The sequence below is a fragment of the Streptacidiphilus cavernicola genome (assembly GCF_042510955.1).
Lineage (GTDB): Bacteria > Actinomycetota > Actinomycetes > Streptomycetales > Streptomycetaceae > Streptacidiphilus > Streptacidiphilus cavernicola.
In genome coordinates this window covers 423,573-443,091 of record NZ_JBHFAB010000002.1, presented here as the reverse complement: position 1 = coordinate 443,091, position 19,519 = coordinate 423,573, and the positions used below count along the sequence as shown (strand labels likewise).

At 71.8% G+C, this 19,519-nt stretch carries 21 protein-coding genes and 1 pseudogene; 13 read left to right on the top strand and 9 right to left on the bottom strand.

From position 1 onward, the window contains the following. Window positions 1–384: 384 nt before the first annotated feature. A complete protein-coding gene (locus ACEZDE_RS04295; RefSeq protein WP_380532300.1) occupies window positions 385–1,902 on the top strand; it encodes a catalase in 1,518 nt (505 codons plus the stop codon). A 136-nt stretch (window positions 1,903–2,038) separates the two neighbouring features. Then, the gene (gene tkt / locus ACEZDE_RS04290; protein WP_380532297.1) at window positions 2,039–4,240 is read left to right on the top strand and encodes a transketolase; all 2,202 of its coding nucleotides are present in this window, start codon (window positions 2,039–2,041) and stop codon (window positions 4,238–4,240) included. Between the two features lie 44 nt (window positions 4,241–4,284). Here the strand turns inward: tkt and ACEZDE_RS04285 are convergent, their stop codons facing one another. After that, window positions 4,285–4,764 (bottom strand): flavin reductase family protein, encoded by a 480-nt coding sequence (locus ACEZDE_RS04285; RefSeq protein WP_380532294.1) that lies wholly within the window; start codon window positions 4,762–4,764, stop codon window positions 4,285–4,287. 50 nt (window positions 4,765–4,814) lie between these two features. Then, on the bottom strand, window positions 4,815–5,204 hold the full coding sequence (locus ACEZDE_RS04280; protein WP_380532291.1) for a helix-turn-helix transcriptional regulator: 390 nt from the start codon (window positions 5,202–5,204) through the stop codon (window positions 4,815–4,817). 46 nt (window positions 5,205–5,250) lie between these two features. Here ACEZDE_RS04280 and ACEZDE_RS04275 point away from each other — a divergent pair, with 46 nt between their 5' ends. Further along, window positions 5,251–5,796 (top strand): STAS domain-containing protein, encoded by a 546-nt coding sequence (locus tag ACEZDE_RS04275; RefSeq protein ID WP_380532288.1) that lies wholly within the window; start codon window positions 5,251–5,253, stop codon window positions 5,794–5,796. 54 nt (window positions 5,797–5,850) lie between these two features. Here the strand turns inward: ACEZDE_RS04275 and ACEZDE_RS04270 are convergent, their stop codons facing one another. From ACEZDE_RS04270 to ACEZDE_RS04240, 7 genes are read right to left on the bottom strand one after another with little or no spacing between them, the layout of a single operon-like run. Next, a complete protein-coding gene (locus tag ACEZDE_RS04270) occupies window positions 5,851–7,713 on the bottom strand; it encodes a complex I subunit 5 family protein (protein WP_380532285.1) in 1,863 nt (620 codons plus the stop codon). Between the two features lie 15 nt (window positions 7,714–7,728). Continuing rightward, window positions 7,729–8,085 (bottom strand): sodium:proton antiporter, encoded by a 357-nt coding sequence (locus ACEZDE_RS04265; RefSeq protein ID WP_380532283.1) that lies wholly within the window; start codon window positions 8,083–8,085, stop codon window positions 7,729–7,731. Next, complete coding sequence (locus ACEZDE_RS04260) at window positions 8,082–8,837, bottom strand: MnhB domain-containing protein (RefSeq protein ID WP_380532280.1); 756 nt, start codon at window positions 8,835–8,837, stop codon at window positions 8,082–8,084. The genes ACEZDE_RS04265 and ACEZDE_RS04260 overlap by 4 nt, the downstream gene beginning before the upstream one ends. Continuing rightward, the gene (locus ACEZDE_RS04255) at window positions 8,834–9,097 is read right to left on the bottom strand and encodes a Na(+)/H(+) antiporter subunit B (protein ID WP_380532364.1); all 264 of its coding nucleotides are present in this window, start codon (window positions 9,095–9,097) and stop codon (window positions 8,834–8,836) included. Before ACEZDE_RS04255 ends, ACEZDE_RS04260 begins: the two co-directional genes overlap by 4 nt. Before the next feature lie 26 nt (window positions 9,098–9,123). Beyond that, entirely contained in the window at window positions 9,124–9,432 is a 309-nt protein-coding gene (locus tag ACEZDE_RS04250; RefSeq protein ID WP_380532277.1) for a cation:proton antiporter, read from the bottom strand. 1 nt (window position 9,433) lies between these two features. Then, a complete protein-coding gene (locus tag ACEZDE_RS04245; RefSeq protein ID WP_380532274.1) occupies window positions 9,434–9,700 on the bottom strand; it encodes a monovalent cation/H+ antiporter complex subunit F in 267 nt (88 codons plus the stop codon). Then, on the bottom strand, window positions 9,697–10,185 hold the full coding sequence (locus ACEZDE_RS04240; RefSeq protein ID WP_380532271.1) for a hypothetical protein: 489 nt from the start codon (window positions 10,183–10,185) through the stop codon (window positions 9,697–9,699). The genes ACEZDE_RS04245 and ACEZDE_RS04240 overlap by 4 nt, the downstream gene beginning before the upstream one ends. A 231-nt stretch (window positions 10,186–10,416) precedes the next feature. Between ACEZDE_RS04240 and ACEZDE_RS04235 the strand changes: the two genes are divergently transcribed. The 10 genes and pseudogenes from ACEZDE_RS04235 to ACEZDE_RS04190 all read left to right on the top strand — a co-directional run bounded on the left by ACEZDE_RS04235 (window position 10,417) and on the right by ACEZDE_RS04190 (window position 19,518). Then, window positions 10,417–10,962, top strand: a complete 546-nt coding sequence (locus ACEZDE_RS04235; RefSeq protein WP_380532268.1) for a Dps family protein — start codon at window positions 10,417–10,419, stop codon at window positions 10,960–10,962. A gap of 35 nt (window positions 10,963–10,997) precedes the next feature. Beyond that, the gene (locus ACEZDE_RS04230) at window positions 10,998–11,651 is read left to right on the top strand and encodes an HAD family hydrolase (RefSeq protein WP_380532361.1); all 654 of its coding nucleotides are present in this window, start codon (window positions 10,998–11,000) and stop codon (window positions 11,649–11,651) included. Between the two features lie 69 nt (window positions 11,652–11,720). Continuing rightward, entirely contained in the window at window positions 11,721–12,008 is a 288-nt protein-coding gene (locus tag ACEZDE_RS04225) for a DUF6479 family protein (RefSeq protein WP_380532265.1), read from the top strand. 67 nt (window positions 12,009–12,075) lie between these two features. Beyond that, window positions 12,076–13,035 carry an LLM class F420-dependent oxidoreductase gene (locus ACEZDE_RS04220; protein WP_380532262.1) on the top strand — a complete coding sequence of 320 codons (960 nt, stop codon included), beginning with the start codon at window positions 12,076–12,078 and terminating at the stop codon, window positions 13,033–13,035. Window positions 13,036–13,121: 86 nt separating this feature from the next. Beyond that, window positions 13,122–14,930 carry a thiamine pyrophosphate-requiring protein gene (locus ACEZDE_RS04215; RefSeq protein WP_380532259.1) on the top strand — a complete coding sequence of 603 codons (1,809 nt, stop codon included), beginning with the start codon at window positions 13,122–13,124 and terminating at the stop codon, window positions 14,928–14,930. Continuing rightward, window positions 14,927–15,367, top strand: coding sequence for a hypothetical protein (locus ACEZDE_RS04210; RefSeq protein ID WP_380532256.1), 441 nt, complete (start codon window positions 14,927–14,929; stop codon window positions 15,365–15,367). The genes ACEZDE_RS04215 and ACEZDE_RS04210 overlap by 4 nt, the downstream gene beginning before the upstream one ends. Further along, window positions 15,364–16,014, top strand: a complete 651-nt coding sequence (locus ACEZDE_RS04205; RefSeq protein ID WP_380532253.1) for a gluconate 2-dehydrogenase subunit 3 family protein — start codon at window positions 15,364–15,366, stop codon at window positions 16,012–16,014. The genes ACEZDE_RS04210 and ACEZDE_RS04205 overlap by 4 nt, the downstream gene beginning before the upstream one ends. A 3-nt stretch (window positions 16,015–16,017) precedes the next feature. Next, window positions 16,018–17,730, top strand: coding sequence for a GMC family oxidoreductase (locus ACEZDE_RS04200; protein ID WP_380532250.1), 1,713 nt, complete (start codon window positions 16,018–16,020; stop codon window positions 17,728–17,730). Continuing rightward, window positions 17,727–18,846, top strand: a pseudogene (locus ACEZDE_RS04195) (enolase C-terminal domain-like protein). Before ACEZDE_RS04200 ends, ACEZDE_RS04195 begins: the two are co-directional and overlap by 4 nt. A 111-nt stretch (window positions 18,847–18,957) precedes the next feature. Then, on the top strand, window positions 18,958–19,518 hold the full coding sequence (locus tag ACEZDE_RS04190) for a type 1 glutamine amidotransferase domain-containing protein (RefSeq protein ID WP_380532247.1): 561 nt from the start codon (window positions 18,958–18,960) through the stop codon (window positions 19,516–19,518). Window position 19,519 lies beyond the last annotated feature (1 nt).

Below are 19,519 nucleotides of genomic sequence, written 5' to 3'. Positions count from 1 at the left end.
GAACCGGGAGTAGACCGGCCCCTGCCGACGACCGGGATCCCCCTGGGGAACCGACCGCCGTCAGGGTGGGGAATTACGCCGACAGCAACCGCCCGAAGTAGGGGAAAAGCGCCGTCGCTGACACCGGTAGCCCGTCAGGTCCAGGCCGGTCTGGTAGCCGGTGGTCTGCTGGTAGTCCCACATGCTGTTCTCCACGTGCACACCTTTCGTCCTGAGACTCGGAAAGGCCCCGAATGGCGGGTAGCGGCCGAAGTGCCGCCCCGCAGGGCTCCTGTCCCGGTTGTACGGCCTCATGCCACCGCGTCGGCGTTTGGCCGACCGGACCGCGGGATACGCGTAGGAGGCATTGCACCGTTCCCCAGTACCATCCAGAGGGCAGGCCGTATGTCCGAGATTCCGGCAACCACCACGGACTCGGGTGCTCCCGTCGAGAGCGACGAGCACTCGCTGACAGCAGGTCCTGACGGGCCACTGCTGCTGCAGGACGGCTATCTGATCGAGCAGATGGCCCAGTTCAACCGGGAGCGCATCCCGGAGCGCCAGCCCCACGCCAAGGGCAGCGGCGCGTTCGGCCGCTTCGAGGTCACCGGGGACGTGAGCGCCTTCACCAGGGCGGCTCTGTTCCAGCCTGGGGTGCGCACGCAGGTGCTGGCCCGCTTCTCCACCGTGGCGGGGGAGCGGGGCAGCCCGGACACCTGGCGCGACCCGCGTGGCTTCGCGCTGAAGTTCTACACCTCGCAGGGCAACTACGACATGGTCGGCAACGACACGCCGGTGTTCTTCGTCAAGGACCCGATGAAGTTCCAGCACTTCATCCGCTCGCAGAAGCGCCGCGCCGACAACAACCTGCGCGACCACGACATGCAGTGGGACTTCTGGACCCTCTCCCCGGAGACCGCGCACCAGGTGACCTGGCTGATGGGCGACCGCGGCATCCCGCGCTCCTGGCGGCACATGAACGGCTACAGCTCGCACACCTACCTGTGGATCAACGAGCAGGGCGCCAGGTCGTGGGTGAAGTACCACTTCAAGACCGACCAGGGCATCGAGTGCTTCACCCAGGACGAGGCCGACCAGATGGCCGCCGTCGACACCGATTACCACACCCGTGACCTTTTCGAGCACATCCGCGACGGGCAGTACCCGTCCTGGACGCTGCACGTGCAGGTCATGCCCTACGAGGACGCGGCCGGCTACCGCTTCAACCCCTTCGACCTGACCAAGGTCTGGCCGCACAGCGACTACCCGCTGATCGAGGTCGGTCGTCTCACCCTGGACCGCAACCCCACCGACCACCACGCCGAGATCGAGCAGGCGGCGTTCCAGCCCAACAACTTCGTCCCCGGCATCGGCCCCAGCCCCGACCGGATGCTGTTGGCCCGGCTGTTCGCCTACGCCGACGCGCACCGCCACCGCATCGGCGCCAACTACCAGCAGCTCCCGGTCAACGAGCCCGTCGTACCGGTGCACAGCTACTCCAAGGACGGGGCGATGGCGTTCCGCAAGTCCGCCGACCCCGTCTATGCACCCAACTCCAAGGGCGGACCGGCCGCCGACACCACCCGTTTCGGCTCACCGCCCAGCTGGGAGGTGAGCGGGGAGATCACCCGCGCGGCCTACGTCGACCACCCGGACGACGACGACTGGGGCCAGGCCGGGACCCTGGTGCGCGAGGTCATGGACGAGGACGCCCGCACCCGCCTGGTCGACAACGTGGTCGGGCACCTGCTGAACGGCGTCACCGAACCGGTACTGCAGCGCGCCTTCGACTACTGGACGCGGATCGACGCCGGCCTCGGCGTCCGCATCAGGGACGGCGTCCAGGCCAAGGGCGCCGAGCTGGACCCCAAGGCCGCCGAGCAGGGCAACCCGGCCCGCCGGTCCATGCAGGACAAGGCGTAGCCGACGACGGCTCCTGCCGTTCGACTTCGTTCCGCACCGCTCGGATCACCTCACGGAGGGCGGGTAGGCGTCCGCCGTGCCCGCGCAGGCGCGGTGCGGAACGAAGTCGACACAGAGCTCTCGAAGGAGATGCGCAATGGCGAACGGGTTCGAGCGGGACAAGAGGCTGGCGCTGCCGGTGGCAGAGCGGGCCGGCTGGGACGCGGTGGACGTACGGGCGGTGGACACCGTGCGGCTGCTGGCGGCGGACGCGGTGCAGAAGGTCGGCAACGGCCATCCCGGAACGGCGATGAGCCTGGCCCCGCTGACGCACCTGCTGTTCCAGAACGTGATGCGGCACGACCCCGGCGACGACCAGTGGCTCGGACGGGACCGGTTCGTCCTCTCCTGCGGCCACTCCAGCCTGACCCTCTACATCCAGCTCTACCTGACCGGGTACGGCCTGGAACTGTCCGATCTGCAGGCCCTGCGGACCTGGGGGTCGGCCACCCCCGGGCATCCGGAGCACCAGCACACCCGCGGGGTGGAGATCACCACCGGGCCGCTGGGACAGGGCCTGGCGAGCGCGGTCGGCATGGCCATGGCCGCCCGCCGCGAGCGCGGCTTGCTGGACCCGGACGCCGAGCCGGGCAGCAGCCCCTTCGACCACCACGTCTACGTCATCGCCTCCGACGGCGACCTGATGGAGGGCGTCACCGCCGAGGCCGCGTCCTTGGCTGGGCACCAGGAACTGGGCAACCTCACCGTCTTCTACGACTCCAACCACATCTCCATCGAGGACGACACCGACGTCTCCTTCAGCGAGTACGTCCCCGCCCGCTTCGCCGCCTACGGCTGGCACGTCCAGACCGTCGACTGGACCCGCACCGGCGAGTACGTCGAGGACGTCGACGCCCTGCTCGACGCGGTCGAGGCCGCCCGCGCGGAGACCGGCCGCCCGTCGCTGATCATGCTGCGGACCCTGATCGGCTGGCCCGCCCCCACCAAGCAGAACTCCGGCAAGGCCCACGGATCCGCGCTGGGCGAGGACGAGATCGCCGCGACCAAGGTCCTGCTGGGCTTCGACCCCGACCAGCACTTCACCATCGAGGACGAGGTCCTGGCCCGCACCCGCGAGGTTATCGACCGGGGCCGCGAGGCCCACGACGCCTGGAACGACATCTTCATCGCCTGGCAGGCGGCCAACCCCGACCGCGCCGCCCTGCTGGACCGCCTCCAGGCCCAACGGTTCCCCGAGGGCTGGACCGACGCGCTGCCGGTCTTCCCAGCCGACCCGAAGGGCATGGCGACCCGGGCCGCCTCCGGCAAGGTGCTCTCCGCTCTGGCCCCGGTGCTGCCGGAGCTGTGGGGCGGCTCGGCCGACCTGGCGTCCAGCAACAACACCACGATGGACGGCGAGCCCTCCTTCGTCCCGGCCGACCGCCAGACCGAGGACTGGAAGGGCGGCCCCTACGGGCGCACCCTGCACTTCGGCATCCGCGAGCACGCCATGGGCGCGATCCTCAACGGCATCGCCCTGCAGAGCCTGACCCGCCCCTACGGCGGCACCTTCCTGACCTTCTCCGACTACATGCGCCCCGCCGTCCGCCTGGCCGCGCTGATGAAACTGCCCGCCACCTACGTCTGGACCCACGACTCCATCGGCCTGGGCGAGGACGGCCCCACCCACCAGCCCGTCGAACACCTCGCCGCGCTGCGCGCCATCCCGGGCCTGGACGTGGTGCGTCCCGCCGACGCCAACGAGACCACCGCCTGCTGGCGCACCGTCCTGGAGCACACAGACCGACCCGCCGGACTGATCCTTTCGCGGCAGAACCTGCCGGTCCTGAACCGTGACAGCGGCGAGTACGCCCCCGCCGCCGGGGCGGCGCGCGGCGGATACGTCCTGGCCGACGCGGCGGAAGGCGCAGTGCCGGACGTCATCCTGGTCGCCACCGGGTCCGAGGTGCAGATCGCCCTGGACGCCCGCGCTCTGCTGACCGAGGAGGGATTGGTGGTGCGGGTGGTCTCGATGCCCTGCCGGGAGTGGTTCGACGCCCAACCCCAGGACTACCGCGACCAGGTCCTACCGCCTGCGGTCCGGGCGCGGGTCAGTGTGGAGGCGGCGATTGGGCAGGGCTGGCGTGAGGTGGTGGGCGATGCGGGACGCATCGTCAGCCTGGAGCACTACGGGGCCTCCGCCGACTACCAGCGCCTGTACACGGAGTTCGGTATCACTCCCCAGGCAGTGGCGGTCGCGGCCCTGGACAGCATCGGCGACAGCCGCCGCGCGCTCCGCCCGGGAGGACACCAGCGGACGGCCGCTCCTGTCCGGAGCGGCACCGGAGACCAGGGCTGAGGCCCCGACCGGAGGCAACCGACTGGCATCAGTCCGGGTCGCCGTTAGGCGGGATGCCCCGCTTCGATGTCGGCCACATCCGTGAGGGAGAGCGGTCGTCCCCGGGCGACCGCATCCCCGTCGACGGGGGCCAGGAGGAAGCCCACGTGGTCACCCCAGTCCGCGTGGTCCTCGACGTGCCCGGCGAACCAGGCCACGGCCTCGGTCAGCACCGGTACCCCGCCCGGGCCGTCCTGGTGGGGTACCAGGGAGAACTTGTCCACCTCGTCCCCGGTCTGGCCGCCGAACAGCTCCGCCAGGGCGTGGTCGCGCGGCAGCAGGTGGACGGCCAGCAGGTTCGCGCGCCGGGCCAGCTGGTAGGTGTGGTTCTGCTTGGAGATCCACACCACGAAGCGGGGCGGGTCGATGGAGGACTGGCAGGCGAAGCCGACCAGGCAGCCCGCGCGCTCCCCTTCGACGGCGGCGGTCACGATGTAGACCGGACCGTCCACCCGGGAGATGAACTTCTCGAAGCCGGCGACCACGATGCTTCCTCCTTCGGCATCAGCCTGCCGATCGGGGATAGGGGCCGGGTTCAGAAGGACAGCCCTTCAGGAGGCGGGACGTGATCGACCGATGCTGTCACGGCCCCGCCCGCTGCCCCGGGCAGGGGCCCCGGCAGGCCCGGCGGGTGGACGTCGAGCAGGGCCAGCAGGCCCGAGACCGTCGATCCGATGTCCGCGGGGTGGCGCAGGGCGGTGCCCGGGCTGACCTGGTAGCGGTTGGAGCGGCCCTGGCGGGTGTGGGCGAGGTAGCCGTCGGCTTCGAGGTCGGCGATGATCCGCTGGACCGCCCGCTCGGTGAGCAGGCAGTGGACGGCGATGTCGCGCACCCGGGTGTCGGGGTTGCGGGCGATCGCCGCGAGCACCCGGGCGTGGTTGGTCAGGAACGTCCAGCTCGGGCGCGGATCGGTGGGTGCGTCCATGGTCCCAATGTACGACAGATGATTCACGTCTACCCATTAGCGAACTATGATTCGTGTATGTGTTGACATGAGCTGTTGTTCTGTGCACGCTGGATCCGTATGTTCGGCAGCCCAGGGAGCCACGTTCATGTCCCCCTCTGACGGTGTAGGCGAGACAGGAGCAGCCCGTGGTGCCGCTTCGGGCGGTGGGCGCGCCGTGCGTGCGGTGGAGCAACTGCAGGTGCGTGCGGACAGCGGTGGCGGACGCACGCGGGTGACTGCTGTAGGTGAGATCGACTACGACTCCGCCCCCGTGCTCAAGGCTGCGCTCATACGCGCCCTGGAGTGCTGCGGGTGTCTGCTGGAGATCGATCTTTCGGGTGTGTCCTTCTGTGACTGCGCGGGGTTGAACGTGCTCCTCCAGGTGCGCGGGCGTGCTGAGGACCGCGGCGTGACCGTGGCCCTGGCCCGGGTCGGGCCCGCGCTGTGGCGCCTGCTCACCCTGACTGAGAGCAGTGGCCTGTTCCGCCTCATCGAGCCGGTACTCGTCGCGCGGGCACGCCGTTGGCCTCTACGGTCCTGGGCCCGGTACAGGCCACCGCGTAGCGCCTGAGCGCGGGCCCGGCGACCGGGTCCGATGTGCGGTGCCCATTGCCGTGGTCCTGTTTCAGCTGAGCGCGGTGAACGCGACCAGCAGCAGGCCGACGCCGGCGGCTAGCCAGGCGACGTTGTCCCCGAGCCGCCCGGAGTGCAGTCGGCGCAGCGGTAGCACGAGCCGGTGCGAGCTGGTCGCCGCCAGGTCGCGCAGCCGCCGCGCACGGTGGCCCCGCAGCAGCGGCCCCCACAGTGCCATCGCGGCCAGGCCGAGGGCGAGTAGGGCGGAGAGCATACCCAGTAGCACGCCTTCGGGGCTCCAGCCGGCCAGGGCCGGGGCGCTGAGTGCCGGGAACGGCGTCGGCGGTCCCAGGCCGGTGGCGGCGAGGTAGTGCGCTCTGCTGGTGAACAGGGTGGCGGCGCGGTCCAGTGCGGCGGTCAGGCCGGGCAGCAGGCCGGCTGCCAGGCTGGCTGCCAGGAGCGCGGCCGGGACCAGCAGCATCGGGCGCGGTACCGCTCGGCTCGGGTCGCGGACCTCGGGTTCCTCGTCGTCGCCGCGGGTCTGGGCCTGGTGGCTGTCGTGGGGTACGGCGCCGGCCCCGGTGAAGACCCGGGCGGCCGTGCGCAGGACCGCGCCGCCGGTGACCGCCGAGGTGACGACGAAGACCGCGGGCAGCCAACCCTGGAGGCTGCCCGCCGCGTGCTCGGACAGGGCCTTGCCCAGTCCTGTGCTGAAGGGCGGAAGTCCGGCCACGGCCAGGCCGCCGAGGGCGAACATCAGCCCGGCGCTCCAGCGCAGTTCGCGGGCCCTGCCGTGCAGGCTGTGCTCGTCGACCGAGCCGTACTGGTCCAGCAGGACGCCGGTCAGGCCGAACAGGGCCGCCTTGGCGCCCGCGTGGCCGGCTACGTAGAGCGCGGTCGCAGCCAGGCCGCGGGCGTCCAGCAGGGCGATGCCGACCAGGAACAGGCCGACGTGGCTGATGGTGGAGAAGGCGAGCATCCGTTTGATGTGCCGCTGCTGCCAGCACATCAGCGCGCCCAGCAGGGCGGTGAGGACGCCTGCGCTCAGCAGGACGTCGCGCACGGCGGTGGCCGGGATCCCGCCGGGGCCGGCGAAGACGGTCCAGTAGACCCGCGCCGCCCCGTAGACGCCGAGTTCGACCATGACGCCGGACAGCAGCATGCAGACCGGGGTCGGCGCGACGGCGTGGGCGTCGGGCAGCCACAGGTGGAAGGGGACCGTGGCGGCCTTGGTCAGCAGGCCGGTGAGGACCAGCACGAACGCGGTCACGGTCAGGGCATCGGTACGGTGGGCGGCCAGATGGGTGCCGATCTGCGCCATGCCCAGCTCGCCGGTGCGGGCGTAGAGCAGGGCGATGCCCATCAACGAGCAGTACGCGGCCAGGGAGTTGACGATCCCGAAGGTCAGCGCGCCCTGCAGCGGGCGGGGGTCCTCGACGTGGTAGCCGGTGAGGGCGTAGGCGACGGTGCCCATCAGCTCGAAGAAGACGAAGGCGTTGAAGAGGTCGCCGGTGAGCGCGAAGCCGCACATGCCCGCCTCGAAGAGCAGCACCAGTGCGGGAAAGGTGCCCGGACTGCGCGCCGGAGGCTCGGCGAAGTACCGCCAGGCGTAGACCACCGCGGCCAGTACCAGCAGTGAGACCAGCAGCGCCAGCCCCACGCCGAGCGGGTCGCCGACCAGCACGATGCCGACGCTCTCGCGGTTGCGCGGCTGCCAGCCCCCGACCCAGGCGGTGAGCGGGCCCCGGTTCGCCGCGCGCCACGCCGTCGCCAGCAGCAGCACCTCGGCCAAGGCCCAGGCGGTGAGCAGGACGTCGCGGGCCAGGCGGGGAAGGAGCCGTCCGACGGCGGCGAACATTGCCGCTCCCAGCAGGGGGACGGCGACGGCCAGCGGCAGCAGGTCAGGAGCGGGCATCGGGGATCGGTTCCGTTATCCGCGCAGGCTGTTCAGGTGGTCGGGGTCGACCGTGCCGTGGCGCTTGTGCAGTTGCAGCACCAGCGCCAGCAGCAGAGCGGTGACGGTGGCGCCGACCACCACGTCGGTCAGGGTCAGGGCCTGGACGACCGGGTCGACGACCACGGTGTGCGGTGAGGTGTCGGAGAAGACCGGTGCGGTGCCGCCGCGGCGGAAGCCCACCGACAGCAGCAGGACGTAGGTGGCGGACTGGGCCACGGCCAGGCAGCCCACGGCGTGGACCAGGTTGCGGCTGGTCACCAGCCCGTACATGCCCACCAGCAGGATCCACCCGGCGACCAGGTAGGGCACCAGGGCGAACAGTCCGTTCATGAGGACTCCTTCTGCGCTGTCGGGCTTCGGCTGGTGGTCGCCAGGGCCTGGTCCAGGAAGTGCGCCAGCAGGACGATCACCCCGCAGGCCACCTCCACGCCGACGGCCGCGTTGATGACCGGGACCAGGCCGCCGGAGGAGAGGGTGTTGAAGGTGCCCAGCGGCAGTACGTTCTGCAGGTAGGCGGCTCCCGCGACCAGGCCGGCCAGTCCCAGGGTGGTGAACGCGGCGGCGGCCACCGCGTCGACGCCCTCCAGCAGTTCCCGGGGCCGGACCTGCTTCAGCGCCCGGTAGTCGGCGGCCACGTAGGCCAGGTGCAGGGCGCTGGCCAGCACCACTCCGCCCTGGAACCCGCCGCCGGGGCTGAGCTGCCCGTGCGCGACGACGTACACACCGATCAGCAGCGCGACCGGGAGCAGCAGGGTGCCGAACAATCGGGTGGACGGAAGCACTGTGGCCGGCCGGGGCGTCAACTCCCTTTCCTCGTCGGTGCGGCGCAGCAGTGCAGTGGTGCCGAGGACCGCTGCGAGCAGGATCGACTCCTCGCCCAGGGTGTCGAAGGCCCGCTGGTCGAAGTTGATCGAGGAGATGGTGTTCGCGGTGTGCTGCCGCAGCGACGCGGCGACCGCCCGGTCGCCGTAGGGATGAATCGGGGTGCCGAAGTGCGGCAGGCCGGTGCAGGCGAGCGTGTAGAGCACGGCGATTGCCACGGCCGCGCCCAGGAACAGCCGCAGCCGGGCGCGGCGGCTCAACGGTCCTCCTCCATGGCCGTCGGGTCGTCCTTGTCCGGTGACCCTCCGCGTCTGATCCGGCGCACGGTGAGCAGGATGAGCAGGGGCGTGACCGCGGTGCCGACGCCCAGCTGGGACAGGGCGACGTCGGGGGCCTGCAGGACGGTGAACAGCAGCGCGAGCGTCAGCCCGAGCACGGCCAGCACTACGGCCTGGCGGGCCGGATCCCGGGTCAGGACCGCGACCGTGGCCACCACTGCGACCAGTAGCAGGACGACCATGGCCAGGGCCTCGGTGGCGTCGGCGCTCACGTATCGGCCTTCTGGTCCGTGCGCGGGGTCGTGGCAGCGGTGACGCGGGCGATCGCCATGGTGGTGACCGGTCCGGCCACGGCCAGTAGGCCCCCGATGAATAGCAGCTTCACCGCCGCGCGCCCCGGGCCGGTGTCCACGGCCAGCGCCAGGACGATCAGCGGCGCGCCCAGTGAGGTCGCCGGGGCGAGCGCGTGCAGGCGGGTGAACGGAGCGGGTAGGACCAGCAGCGCGACGGCGGACACGACCAGCACCGCCACCCCAAGGGCCAGCAGCACCAGGGCGACCGCGTGACGCAGGTCCATGTCAGCCCTCCTCGGGTTCGGGGGCCAACAGCCGGGTGAACACCAGCGTGCCGACCGGCCCGAGCACGGCCAGGACCAGTGCGAGATCGGTGTAGGAGGAGGAGCGGCCGAAGCCCTGGGCCAGCAGCAGGAACAGCACACAGGTCAGCACCGACGCCAGGGTGGCCCCCGCCAGCCGGTGCACCACTGGCCCCCGGCAAGCTACCCACACACCGGGCCCCAGCCCACCGGCCAGTAGCACGGCGGCGGCCACCAACCAGGCGTTCATCCCGCGTCCTCCTCGGTGAGCAGCTCCTCCAGCCGCGAACGGCCCGGGAACAGTGTGTGGAGTCGCACCAGCGGCGGCACGGGCCCGGTGTCCTCCACCTCGACCACGCAGCCGCCCGGCGTCCCCGACATCAGCGCACACGCCCAGGCGGCCCCCACGCCGGGGCGCAGCCGCACGGTCCGCCAGCGCCCTTCGACGACCCGGCCGCCCAGTGCGGCTGCGGTCAGCACCGCCAACCGCACGGTCTCGGCCAGCAGCGTCCCCGGCCAGGCCCACAGCGCGGCGGCGCAGTGCCCGGCAGGGCCGACGACCGGCCGCACCGCGCGGCGCGCAGCCCACGCACCGACCGCCGCCAATCCGGCCGCCCCGGCGCCGACGGCCACTTCGAGGACGGACACCGCGCTGATGAACACCAGGTAGAGCGCGAACAGCAGGGACCACCAGGACAGCAGCTCCACAACCGCACGCACATGCGAGTCAGGCATAGCTTTTCTCCTCACTGCGCTCCGCTCCGGCACAGCAGACGCGTTGCGTCTTCCCCGCGCTGCGGGACCAAACACGGCAGCACGAAGCTAACGGACCGCGAGGAAAGTGCCGTGCGACCACACGAAGGCCGCCCGGGGGTTCGGCCGTACGGGCGAGTCGGGATGGTCGCGGGGATACCGGGCAGGCGAGTACGCGCGAACCTCTACCACCGCACAGAGAGCCGAGTCGAGATGAGCACTCCCCGCTACACCGTCCCCGGCGTCACCCCCGCCGACGCCCAGCAGGTCCTGGAGCGGCTGCAGCAGCGGCTGCACGCGCTCAACGACCTGGCGCTGACCTTGAAGCACGTGCACTGGAACGTGGTGGGACCGCACTTCATCGCCGTCCACACCATGATCGACCCCCAGGTCGAGGCGGTGCGGGCGATGGTCGACGAGACCGCTGAACGCATGGCCACCCTCGGCGGCTCCCCCGACGGCACCCCCGGCGCCCTGGTCGCCGAGCGCACCTGGGAGAACTACAAGCTGGGCCGCGCCGACGCCCAAGAGCACCTGGTGGCGCTCGACCACGTCTACAGCGGCATCATCGTGGACCACCGCAGGGCCGCCGAGGCCACCGGGTCGACCGACCCGGTCACCCAGGACCTGCTGATCGGCCAGCTGCACAGCCTCGAACAGTTCCAGTGGTTCGTCCGCGCCCACCACGAGACGGCCGGCGGCACCCTGACCGACGCCCCGGCGAAGAAGGCAGCAGCGCCCAAGGGCCGCAAGAAGTGACCGGGGCGGCCTCCGCAGGGCAGGCGCGCGCCGTGCTGTTCGATGTGGACGGCACCCTGGTCGACAGCTCCTACCTGCACACCGTCACCTGGTGGCAGGCGCTGCGGCAGGCCGGGCACACCGTCCCGATGGCCCGGGTGCACCGGGCGGTGGGCCTGGGCACCGGCCGCCTGCTGGACCGGCTGCTGGGCGAGGAACGGGACCGGGGCGGTGACGGCGAGCTGTCTGCTGCGCACAGCGCCCTCTACGCCGCCCACTGGCCTGCGCTGCAGCCGCTGCCCGGTGCCGCCCGGCTTCTCCGGGCCTGCGCCGCGCGGGGGTGGACGGTGGTGCTGGCCACCTCCGCGCAGCAGGAGGAGCTGCAGGTCCTGCGCAAGGTCCTGGATGCGGAGGACGCCATCGCCGACGCGGTGAGCGCCGACGACGTGGACCGTGCCAAGCCCGCCCCCGACCTGGTCGAGCAGGCCCTGGCCAAGGCCGGGGTGACGGCGGAGCGCGCGGTGTTCGTCGGCGACACCCGCTGGGACGTGGAGGCGGCGCACCGCAGCGCGGTGCGCTGCATCGGCGTCCTGAGCGGCGGGGTGAGCCGGGCCGAACTGCTGGCCGCGGGCGCAGACGGGGTCTACCAGGACCCGGCCGACCTCGCGGACCACCTCGACGCCAGCGCCCTGAGCCATGGCAGGCGATAGCCCGCCCCGGCCGTCCGACGAGCCGCCGCCATCCATGATTCAGACGGCGGTGCGGGGTAGACGCTGACCATGAACATTTCCATGCCTTCGAGCACCGTCCTGGCGGCCCCCTCCAGCGGCTCCAGCTGGATCATCGCTGTAGTCGCCGGGGTGATCGTCGTCGCGGCCTTGATCGGCGCGTTCGCCTGGGGTGCACGGCGTCGTGAGCGCGAGCCCGCGCCGCTTCCCGCCGACGGCGGCCCCGCCCAGGCTCCGTCGACGACCGATCCGCAGGCCGTCGCGGACCGTGACCGCCCCGATGCCGACTCCTGGGCCACCCCGCCGGGCACCCCGGGACAATCCCCTCGCGGCCAGTGAGGTTTCCGTCGCGGCAGCGCGGCAAGCCGAACCTGGAAGAGCTGTCGGCCCAGTGAGAGGCGTTGCGATGACTTCCTTCGGATACTTCCTTTCCTGCGAGGAGTTCACCCCCCACCAGCTGCTGGAACAAGCGCGGCTGGCCGAGCAGGCAGGATTCACCAGCCTGGCGATCTCGGACCACTTCCACCCCTGGAACGACGAACAGGGCAGCAGCCCGTTCGTCTGGTCCATGATCGGGGCGCTCTCCCAGGCCACCGACCTGCCGGTGACCACCCTGGTGACCTGTCCTACGGTGCGGCTGCACCCGGCGGTCACCGCCCAAGCGGCGGCCACCTCCAGCGTGCTCACCCGCGGCCGGTTCGCCCTGGGCGTCGGTACCGGCGAGGCCCTGAACGAGCACATCCTCGGCGACCGCTGGCCCGCCTACCAGGTCCGAGCCGAGATGCTGGAGGAGGCCGTGGAGGTGATGCGGGCGCTGTTCACCGGGGAGCGCACCAGCCACCGCGGCCGGCACTACACCGTCGAGGACGCCCGCCTGTACACCGCACCCAGCCGACCGGTGCCCATCCACGTCTCCGGTTTCGGCCCCAGGAGTGCGGAGCTGGCCGGGCGGATCGGCGACGGCTTCGTCACCATGCAGCCGGACGCCGACCTGGTCGGCGCGTTCCGCGAGGCCGGCGGTACGGGCAAGCCGGTGCTCGGCGGGCTGAAGGTCTGCTGGAACCCGGACCGCGACACGGCGGTGAAGACGGTCCACCGGCTGTGGCCCACCGAGCTGCTTCCCGGGGAGCTGGCGCAGATCCTGCCGACGCCCGAGCACTTCGAGCAGGCCTCCCAGCTGGTCACCGAGCAGCAGGTCGCCGACGCGGTGGTCTGCGGCGACGACCCCGCGCAGCACGCCGCCGCGGTCGGCGCGTACGTGGAGGCCGGGTTCGACGAGGTCTTCGTGGGCCAGGTCGGCCAGGACTACCACGGTTTCTTCGACTTCTACCGGGACCGCGTCCTGCCCGAGTTGCGTAAGAACTGACCCGGCGGGGTTTCACCAGAGCGGGCACGGCTAGACGCCCCAGGGAGACAGGCCGTACGGCGTCCACCAGCGAGAGGAAGTCCGTCGTGGCAGAGAAGGTGTCCGACCAGGTACTGGCCCGCCTGCGGGAGTGGGGCGTCGACCAGGTCTTCGGCTACGCGGGGGACGGGATCAACGGCCTGCTGGCCGCCTGGGGCCGCGCCGAAGACCGGCCGCGGTTCATCCAGGCCCGGCACGAGGAGATGGCCGCGTTCGAGGCCGTGGGCTACGCCAAGTTCTCCGGCAAGGTCGGGGTCTGCGCGGCGACCTCCGGGCCCGGCGCGATCCACCTCCTCAACGGCCTGTACGACGCCAAACTGGACCATGTGCCGGTGGTGGCGATCGTGGGGCAGACCAACCGCAGCGCGATGGGCGGCTCCTACCAGCAGGAGGTGGACCTGCTGAGCCTGTTCAAGGACGTCGCCTCGGAGTACTGCGAGATGGTGACCGTCCCCGAGCAGCTGCCAAACGTGCTGGACCGGGCCATGCGCACCGCCTACGCCAAGCGCACCGTCACCGCCGTGATCATCCCGGCGGACGTGCAGGAGCTGGACTACCAGGCTCCGGGGCACGCCTTCAAGATGGTGCCCTCCAGCCTGGGCCACCCCGAGTACACCCCGATTCCCGCTGACGGCGACCTGCAGCGGGCCGCCGAGGTCCTGAACGCCGGGGAGAAGGTCGCGATCCTGCTGGGCCAGGGTGCCCGCCAGGCACGCCCGCAGGTCGAGCAGGTCGCTGAGCTGCTGGGGGCGGGGGTGGCCAAGGCACTGCTGGGCAAGGACGTCCTGCCGGACACGTTGCCCTACGTCACCGGCTCCATCGGGCTGCTGGGCACCAGGCCGTCCTACGAGATGATGCGGGACTGCGACACCCTGCTGGTGATCGGATCCAGCTTCCCCTACACCCAGTTCCTGCCGGAGTTCGGCAAGGCCAGGGCGGTGCAGATCGACATCGACCCGTTCATGGTCGGCCTGCGCTACCCCTTCGAGGTCAACCTGGTCGGCGATTCGGCCGCGACGCTGGACCGGCTGATCCCGCTGCTGCGCCTCAAGGAGGAACGGGGCTGGCAGAACGGCGTCATGGACAACACCGCCCGCTGGTGGGAGGTGATGGAGCGCCGCGCGGCCCTGGACGCTGACCCGGTCAACCCCGAGCACGTCGTGCACGCCCTGGACGCGCTGCTGCCCGAGAACGTCATGCTCAGCGCCGACTCCGGATCCTCCGCGAACTGGTACGCCCGCCACCTGCGGATGCGCGGGCAGATGCGCGGCTCGCTGTCGGGCACGCTGGCCACGATGGGTCCCGGGGTGCCCTACGCCATCGGCGCGAAGTTCGCCCACCCGGACCGCCCGGCCATCGCGATCGTCGGCGACGGCGCGATGCAGATGAACGGCCTGGCCGAGCTGATCACCGCCGCCAAGTACTACCCGGACTGGCAGGACCCCCGGCTGGTCGTCGCCGTGCTGAACAACCGGGACCTGAACCAGGTCAGCTGGGAGATGCGGGCCATGGAGGGCGCCCCGCAGTTCCTTCCCTCCCAGGAGCTCCCGGACGTCCCCTACGCCAAGGTCGCCGAGAGCTTCGGGCTGCTGGGCATCAGTGTGGACAAGCCCGAGCAGGTCGAGGCCGCCTGGCGGCAGGCCCTGGCCGCCGACCGGCCCTGCGTGATCGAGTTCCGCACCGACCCCGCCGTCCCGCCGATCCCGCCGCACGCCGACTGGGACCAGGCCCTGGCCACCGCCTCCTCGATCCTGCACGGCGACAGCGATCGGGTCGGCATGGTGCGCCAGGGCGTCAAGGCCAAGCTGGCGGAGTTCCTGCCCGGCAACGGCAAGACGAAGGACGGCCAGCAGTGACCGGCCTGGTCGCAGCCGGTCTGGAGAACGTCCGCACCGGGCGGTTCCAGCGCAGCCTGGCGCTGGCCACCGCCGCCGGGGCTGTGGCGTGCGCCGGGGAGATCTACTTCGAGCACGACCGGGCCGGCTTCGGCAACCGGATGATGTGGCTGCCGGTGGTCCTGGGCCCGGTCGGCGCGGTGGCCGGGATCGCCGGGGTCTGTGACGAGCGGCTGGCCCGCACGCTCCTGCCGGTCGCCTCGGCGGCGATCACCGCCAACGGGATCCAGGGCACCTACCTGCACCTGCGCGGCATCGCGCAGAAGCCCGGCGGCTGGCGGATGGCGCGCTACAACATCGAGATGGGGCCGCCGATGCTGGCCCCGCTGCTGATGAGCATGGTCGGCGGCATGGGCCTGGTCGCCGCCGTGCTGCGGCGCGAGGGCAGCCCCGCGTGAGCGGACAGACACGGGACGGCGGCCCGGCGCGGGCGAACCGGTTCCCCGGCTACGACGTGGTGTCGCAGGCCGACACCTGGGACCGCGCCACCCAAGGCGTGGTCCTGGGACGGCTGGGGCCCCAGCCGTCGCTGCGGTTCTTCACCCCCGCCGAGGAAGCCGCCGCCGCAGCCCTGTTCGCCCTGCTGCTGGACCTGCGCCCGGACGAACCACAGGTGCCCGTCCTGGCGATGGTGGACGCGCGGCTGGCCGAACTGCAGACCGACGGCTGGCGCTACCAGGACATGCCCCCCGACGACCAGGCATGGCACCGCTCCCTGCACGCCCTGGACCTGGACGCCGAACGCCACGAGTCGGCCCCCGCCTTCGCCGCACTCCCGACCGAGCGCCAGGCGGTGCGGCTGCAGGCCGTCCAGGACCTCGGCCCCGAGCCCTGGTACGGGCTGCCCGCCGCCCACGTCTGGAGCCTGTGGACCCGCTACGCCTGCACCGCCTACTACGCGCACCCCTCCGCCTGGAACGAGATCGGCTTCGGCGGCCCCGCCTACCCGCGCGGCTACCTGCGCCTTGGCCTGGACGCCCGCGAACCGTGGGAGGTCGCCGACGCCCGCCCCGACCAGGACCCGGTTGCCGAGAGGGAGGACTGACCGATGGCCAGCCTGCGCCCCGCCCGCGACACCCTGCGGCTGACCGCCCGCCCGCAGCGGGCCATCCGCCGCCGCAACGAGTCCGCCTGGCTGCTGCCGGGCGACGGCACCCGCTTCGACCAGCAGCTGATCCGCGACATGCGCCGCTACGAGGACACCGACGAGGTGGACCTGGTCGTCGTCGGCTGCGGGGCCGGCGGCAGCGTCCTGGCGCAGCGGATGGCCCGCCACGGCTGGTCGGTGGTGGTGCTGGAGGCCGGGCCGTTCTGGAACCCGGACACCGACTGGGTCAGTGACGAGGCAGGATCCCACCACCTGTACTGGACCGAGCCCCGGGTGGTCTCCGGTGGCGACCCGGTGCCGTTGGGCTCCAACAACTCCGGGCGCGGTGTGGGCGGTTCGATGGTGCACTACGCCGGCTTCACGCCCCGGTTCCACCCCTCCGACTTCCACACCGCCACCGAGGACGGCGTCGGCGCGGACTGGCCGATCACCTACCAGGACCTCAAGCCCTCCTACGAGCGGATCGAGAGCGAGCTCCCGGTCTCCGGCCAGTACTGGCCCTGGGGCGACCCGCACGCCTACCCCTACCCCCCGCAACCGGTCGGCGGCAACGGCGAGGTCTTCCTGCGCGGCGCCGCCGCCCTGGGCATCGAGGCCAGGGTCGGCCCGGTCGCCATCGCCAACGGCCGCTTCGGCAACCGCCCCCACTGCGTCTACCGGGGCTTCTGCCTCCAGGGCTGCAAGGTCAACGCCAAGGCATCGCCGCTGATCACCCACATCCCCGACGCCCTGGTCCACGGCGCGGAGATCCGCGCCGAAGCCATGGCCACCCGCATCGAGACCGACCCTCAAGGGCGGCTGGCCACCGGCGTGCGCTACATGCGCGCCGGCAGCGAGCACCTCCAGCGGGCCCGCAACGTCGCCGTGGCCGGGTACTCGATCGAGACCCCGAGGCTGCTGCTCAACTCCACCAGCCCCCGCTTCCCGCAGGGGCTGTGCAACGACCACGACCTGGTCGGCCGCTACCTGATGGTCCAGGGCGCGCCGCAGACCGCCGGACGCTTCACCCAAGAGGTCCGCGCCTACAAGGCACCCCCGCCCGAGGTCTCCACCGAGGCGTTCTACGAGACCGACCCGACCAAGCCCTACAAACGCGGCTATTCCATCCAGACCGTCTCCCCGCTGCCCATCACCTGGGCCGAACACGTCGCCGCCCAGGGCCACTGGGGTGCCGACCTGCGCCGCTACATGGCCGACTACATCCACTGGTCCACGCTCGGCGCGCTGTGCGAACTGCTGCCCCAGCCCGGCAACCGGGTCGCCCTGGCCCAGGAGCACGACCGCTACGGACTGCCCGTCGCCGACTTCTCCTACACCCAGTGCGACAACGACCGGCAGCTGATGAAAGCCGCCCAGGCCACCATGGAGGACATCCTGCGCGCGGCCGGGGCGACCGAGCTGATGACCATCGACCGCTACGCCCACCTGGTTGGCGGTTGCCGTATGGCGGCAGACGCCGACCACGGCGTGGTCGACTCCGACCTGCGCAGCTTCGCGGTGCGGAACCTGCTGGTCACCGACGGCAGTGTGCTGCCCACCCAGGGCAGCGCCAACCCGGCGCTGACCATCATGTCCCTGGTCGAGCGCGCCGCCGCCCGCCTGGCCGCAGGCTCCCGCAGCGGCCTGCACGCCCCGGAAGCGGCAGCCCGATGAGCCCCGTGAAGCCGGATCCGTCGATCGACCGCATCGACGTCGCCGTCTACACCGTGCCCACCGACGCCCCCGAGGCCGACGGCACCATCGCCTGGACCAGCACCACCATGGTCCTGGTCCAGGCCACCAGCGGCACCATCACCGGCCTGGGCTGGACCTACGGTGCCCCGGCCACCCGCGAGGTCGTCACCGCAGACCTCGCGCCGCTGGTGGTCGGACGCTGCGCACTCGACATCCCCGCCGCCAACGAGGCGATGCGCAGGGCCATGCGCAACGCCGGGACCCCGGGGCTGGTGGCCGGAGCGGTCTCCGCGGTGGACATCGCCCTGTGGGACCTGAAGGCCCGACTTCTCGACCTGCCACTGGTCCGACTACTGGGCACCGCCCGCGAGCAGGTCCCGGTCTACGGCAGCGGCGGCTTCACCACCTACGAAGACACCGCGCTGGACCGGCAGCTGCGCGGCTGGGTGGAGGAGCGGGGCATTCCCCGCGTGAAGATCAAGATCGGGGAGTCCTGGGGCAGCCGTGAGAGACGGGACCTGGCTCGGATCCGCCAGGCCCGTGCCGCGGTGGGGGAGGACTGCGCGCTGTACGTCGACGCCAACGGCGGCTACAGCCGCAAGCAGGCGGTCCGGGTCGCGGCGGCCTTCGCCGACCAGGACGTCAGCTGGTTCGAGGAACCGGTCTCCTCCGACGACCTGCCCGGCCTGCGCGCGGTCCGCGACGCGGTGCTGCCGGACGTCACTGCCGGCGAGTACGGCTACGACCTGCCCTACCTGACCCGGATGGCCGCCGCCGGGGCGGTGGACTGCCTGCAGGCCGACGCCACCCGCTGCGGCGGCATCACCGTCTGGCTGCGCGCCGCAGCGGTCGCCGAGGGGCTGGGGCTGCCGTTGTCGGGGCCACTGCGCCCCGCACGCCCACGCCCACGCGGCAGCCGCCGCACCGAACCTGCGGCACCTGGAGTGGTTCCACGACCATGTCCGCATCGAGAACCTGCTCTTCGACGGCACCCTGGACCCGGACGGCGGTGTCCTGACACCCGGTGCCGGCGGCAGCCCCGGCCACGGGCTCGACCTGGCCCAGCAGCGCGCCGCGAAGTACCGCATCGCCTGAGGGCGCAGACCGACCACTCCCGGTTCGCCCCGTTTGCCCCCGCCGTCAGCGGCAAGGCGAAAAGAGTGCGCACGCGCACGGCACCGCAATCCACCGAGAGGAACGGTTCCCATGCTCACCCTGCAGGGACGCACCATCGCCTTCCTCGTCGCCCCCAAGGGCGTCGAGCAGGCCGAGCTGACCAGCCCGTGGCAGGCCGTCATCGAAGCCGGCGGCACCCCGCGCCTGGTCTCCACCCAGGCCGGCCGGGTGCAGGCGTTCAACCACCTGGACCGCGCCGACACCTTCGAGGTCGACGACGTGGTCGGCCAGGCCAGCGCAGCCGACTACGCCGCGCTGGTGCTGCCCGGCGGCGTCGCCAACCCGGACATCCTGCGCCAGGACGCCGCCGCCGTCGCCTTCGCCCGCGACTTCTTCGACGCGGGCAAGCCCGTCGCGGCCATCTGCCACGGCCCCTGGACCCTGGCCGAAGGCGACGTCCTCAAGGGCCGCACCCTGACCTCCTGGCCCAGCCTGCGCACCGACCTGGTCAACGCCGGCGCCCAGTGGGTCGACGAACCCGTCAAGGTCTGCACCGCCGGACCCAACACCCTCATCACCAGCCGCAAGCCGGACGACCTCCCGTCCTTCGACGAGGCCCTGGTCACCGAGTTCGCCCGGACCAACGGGTGAG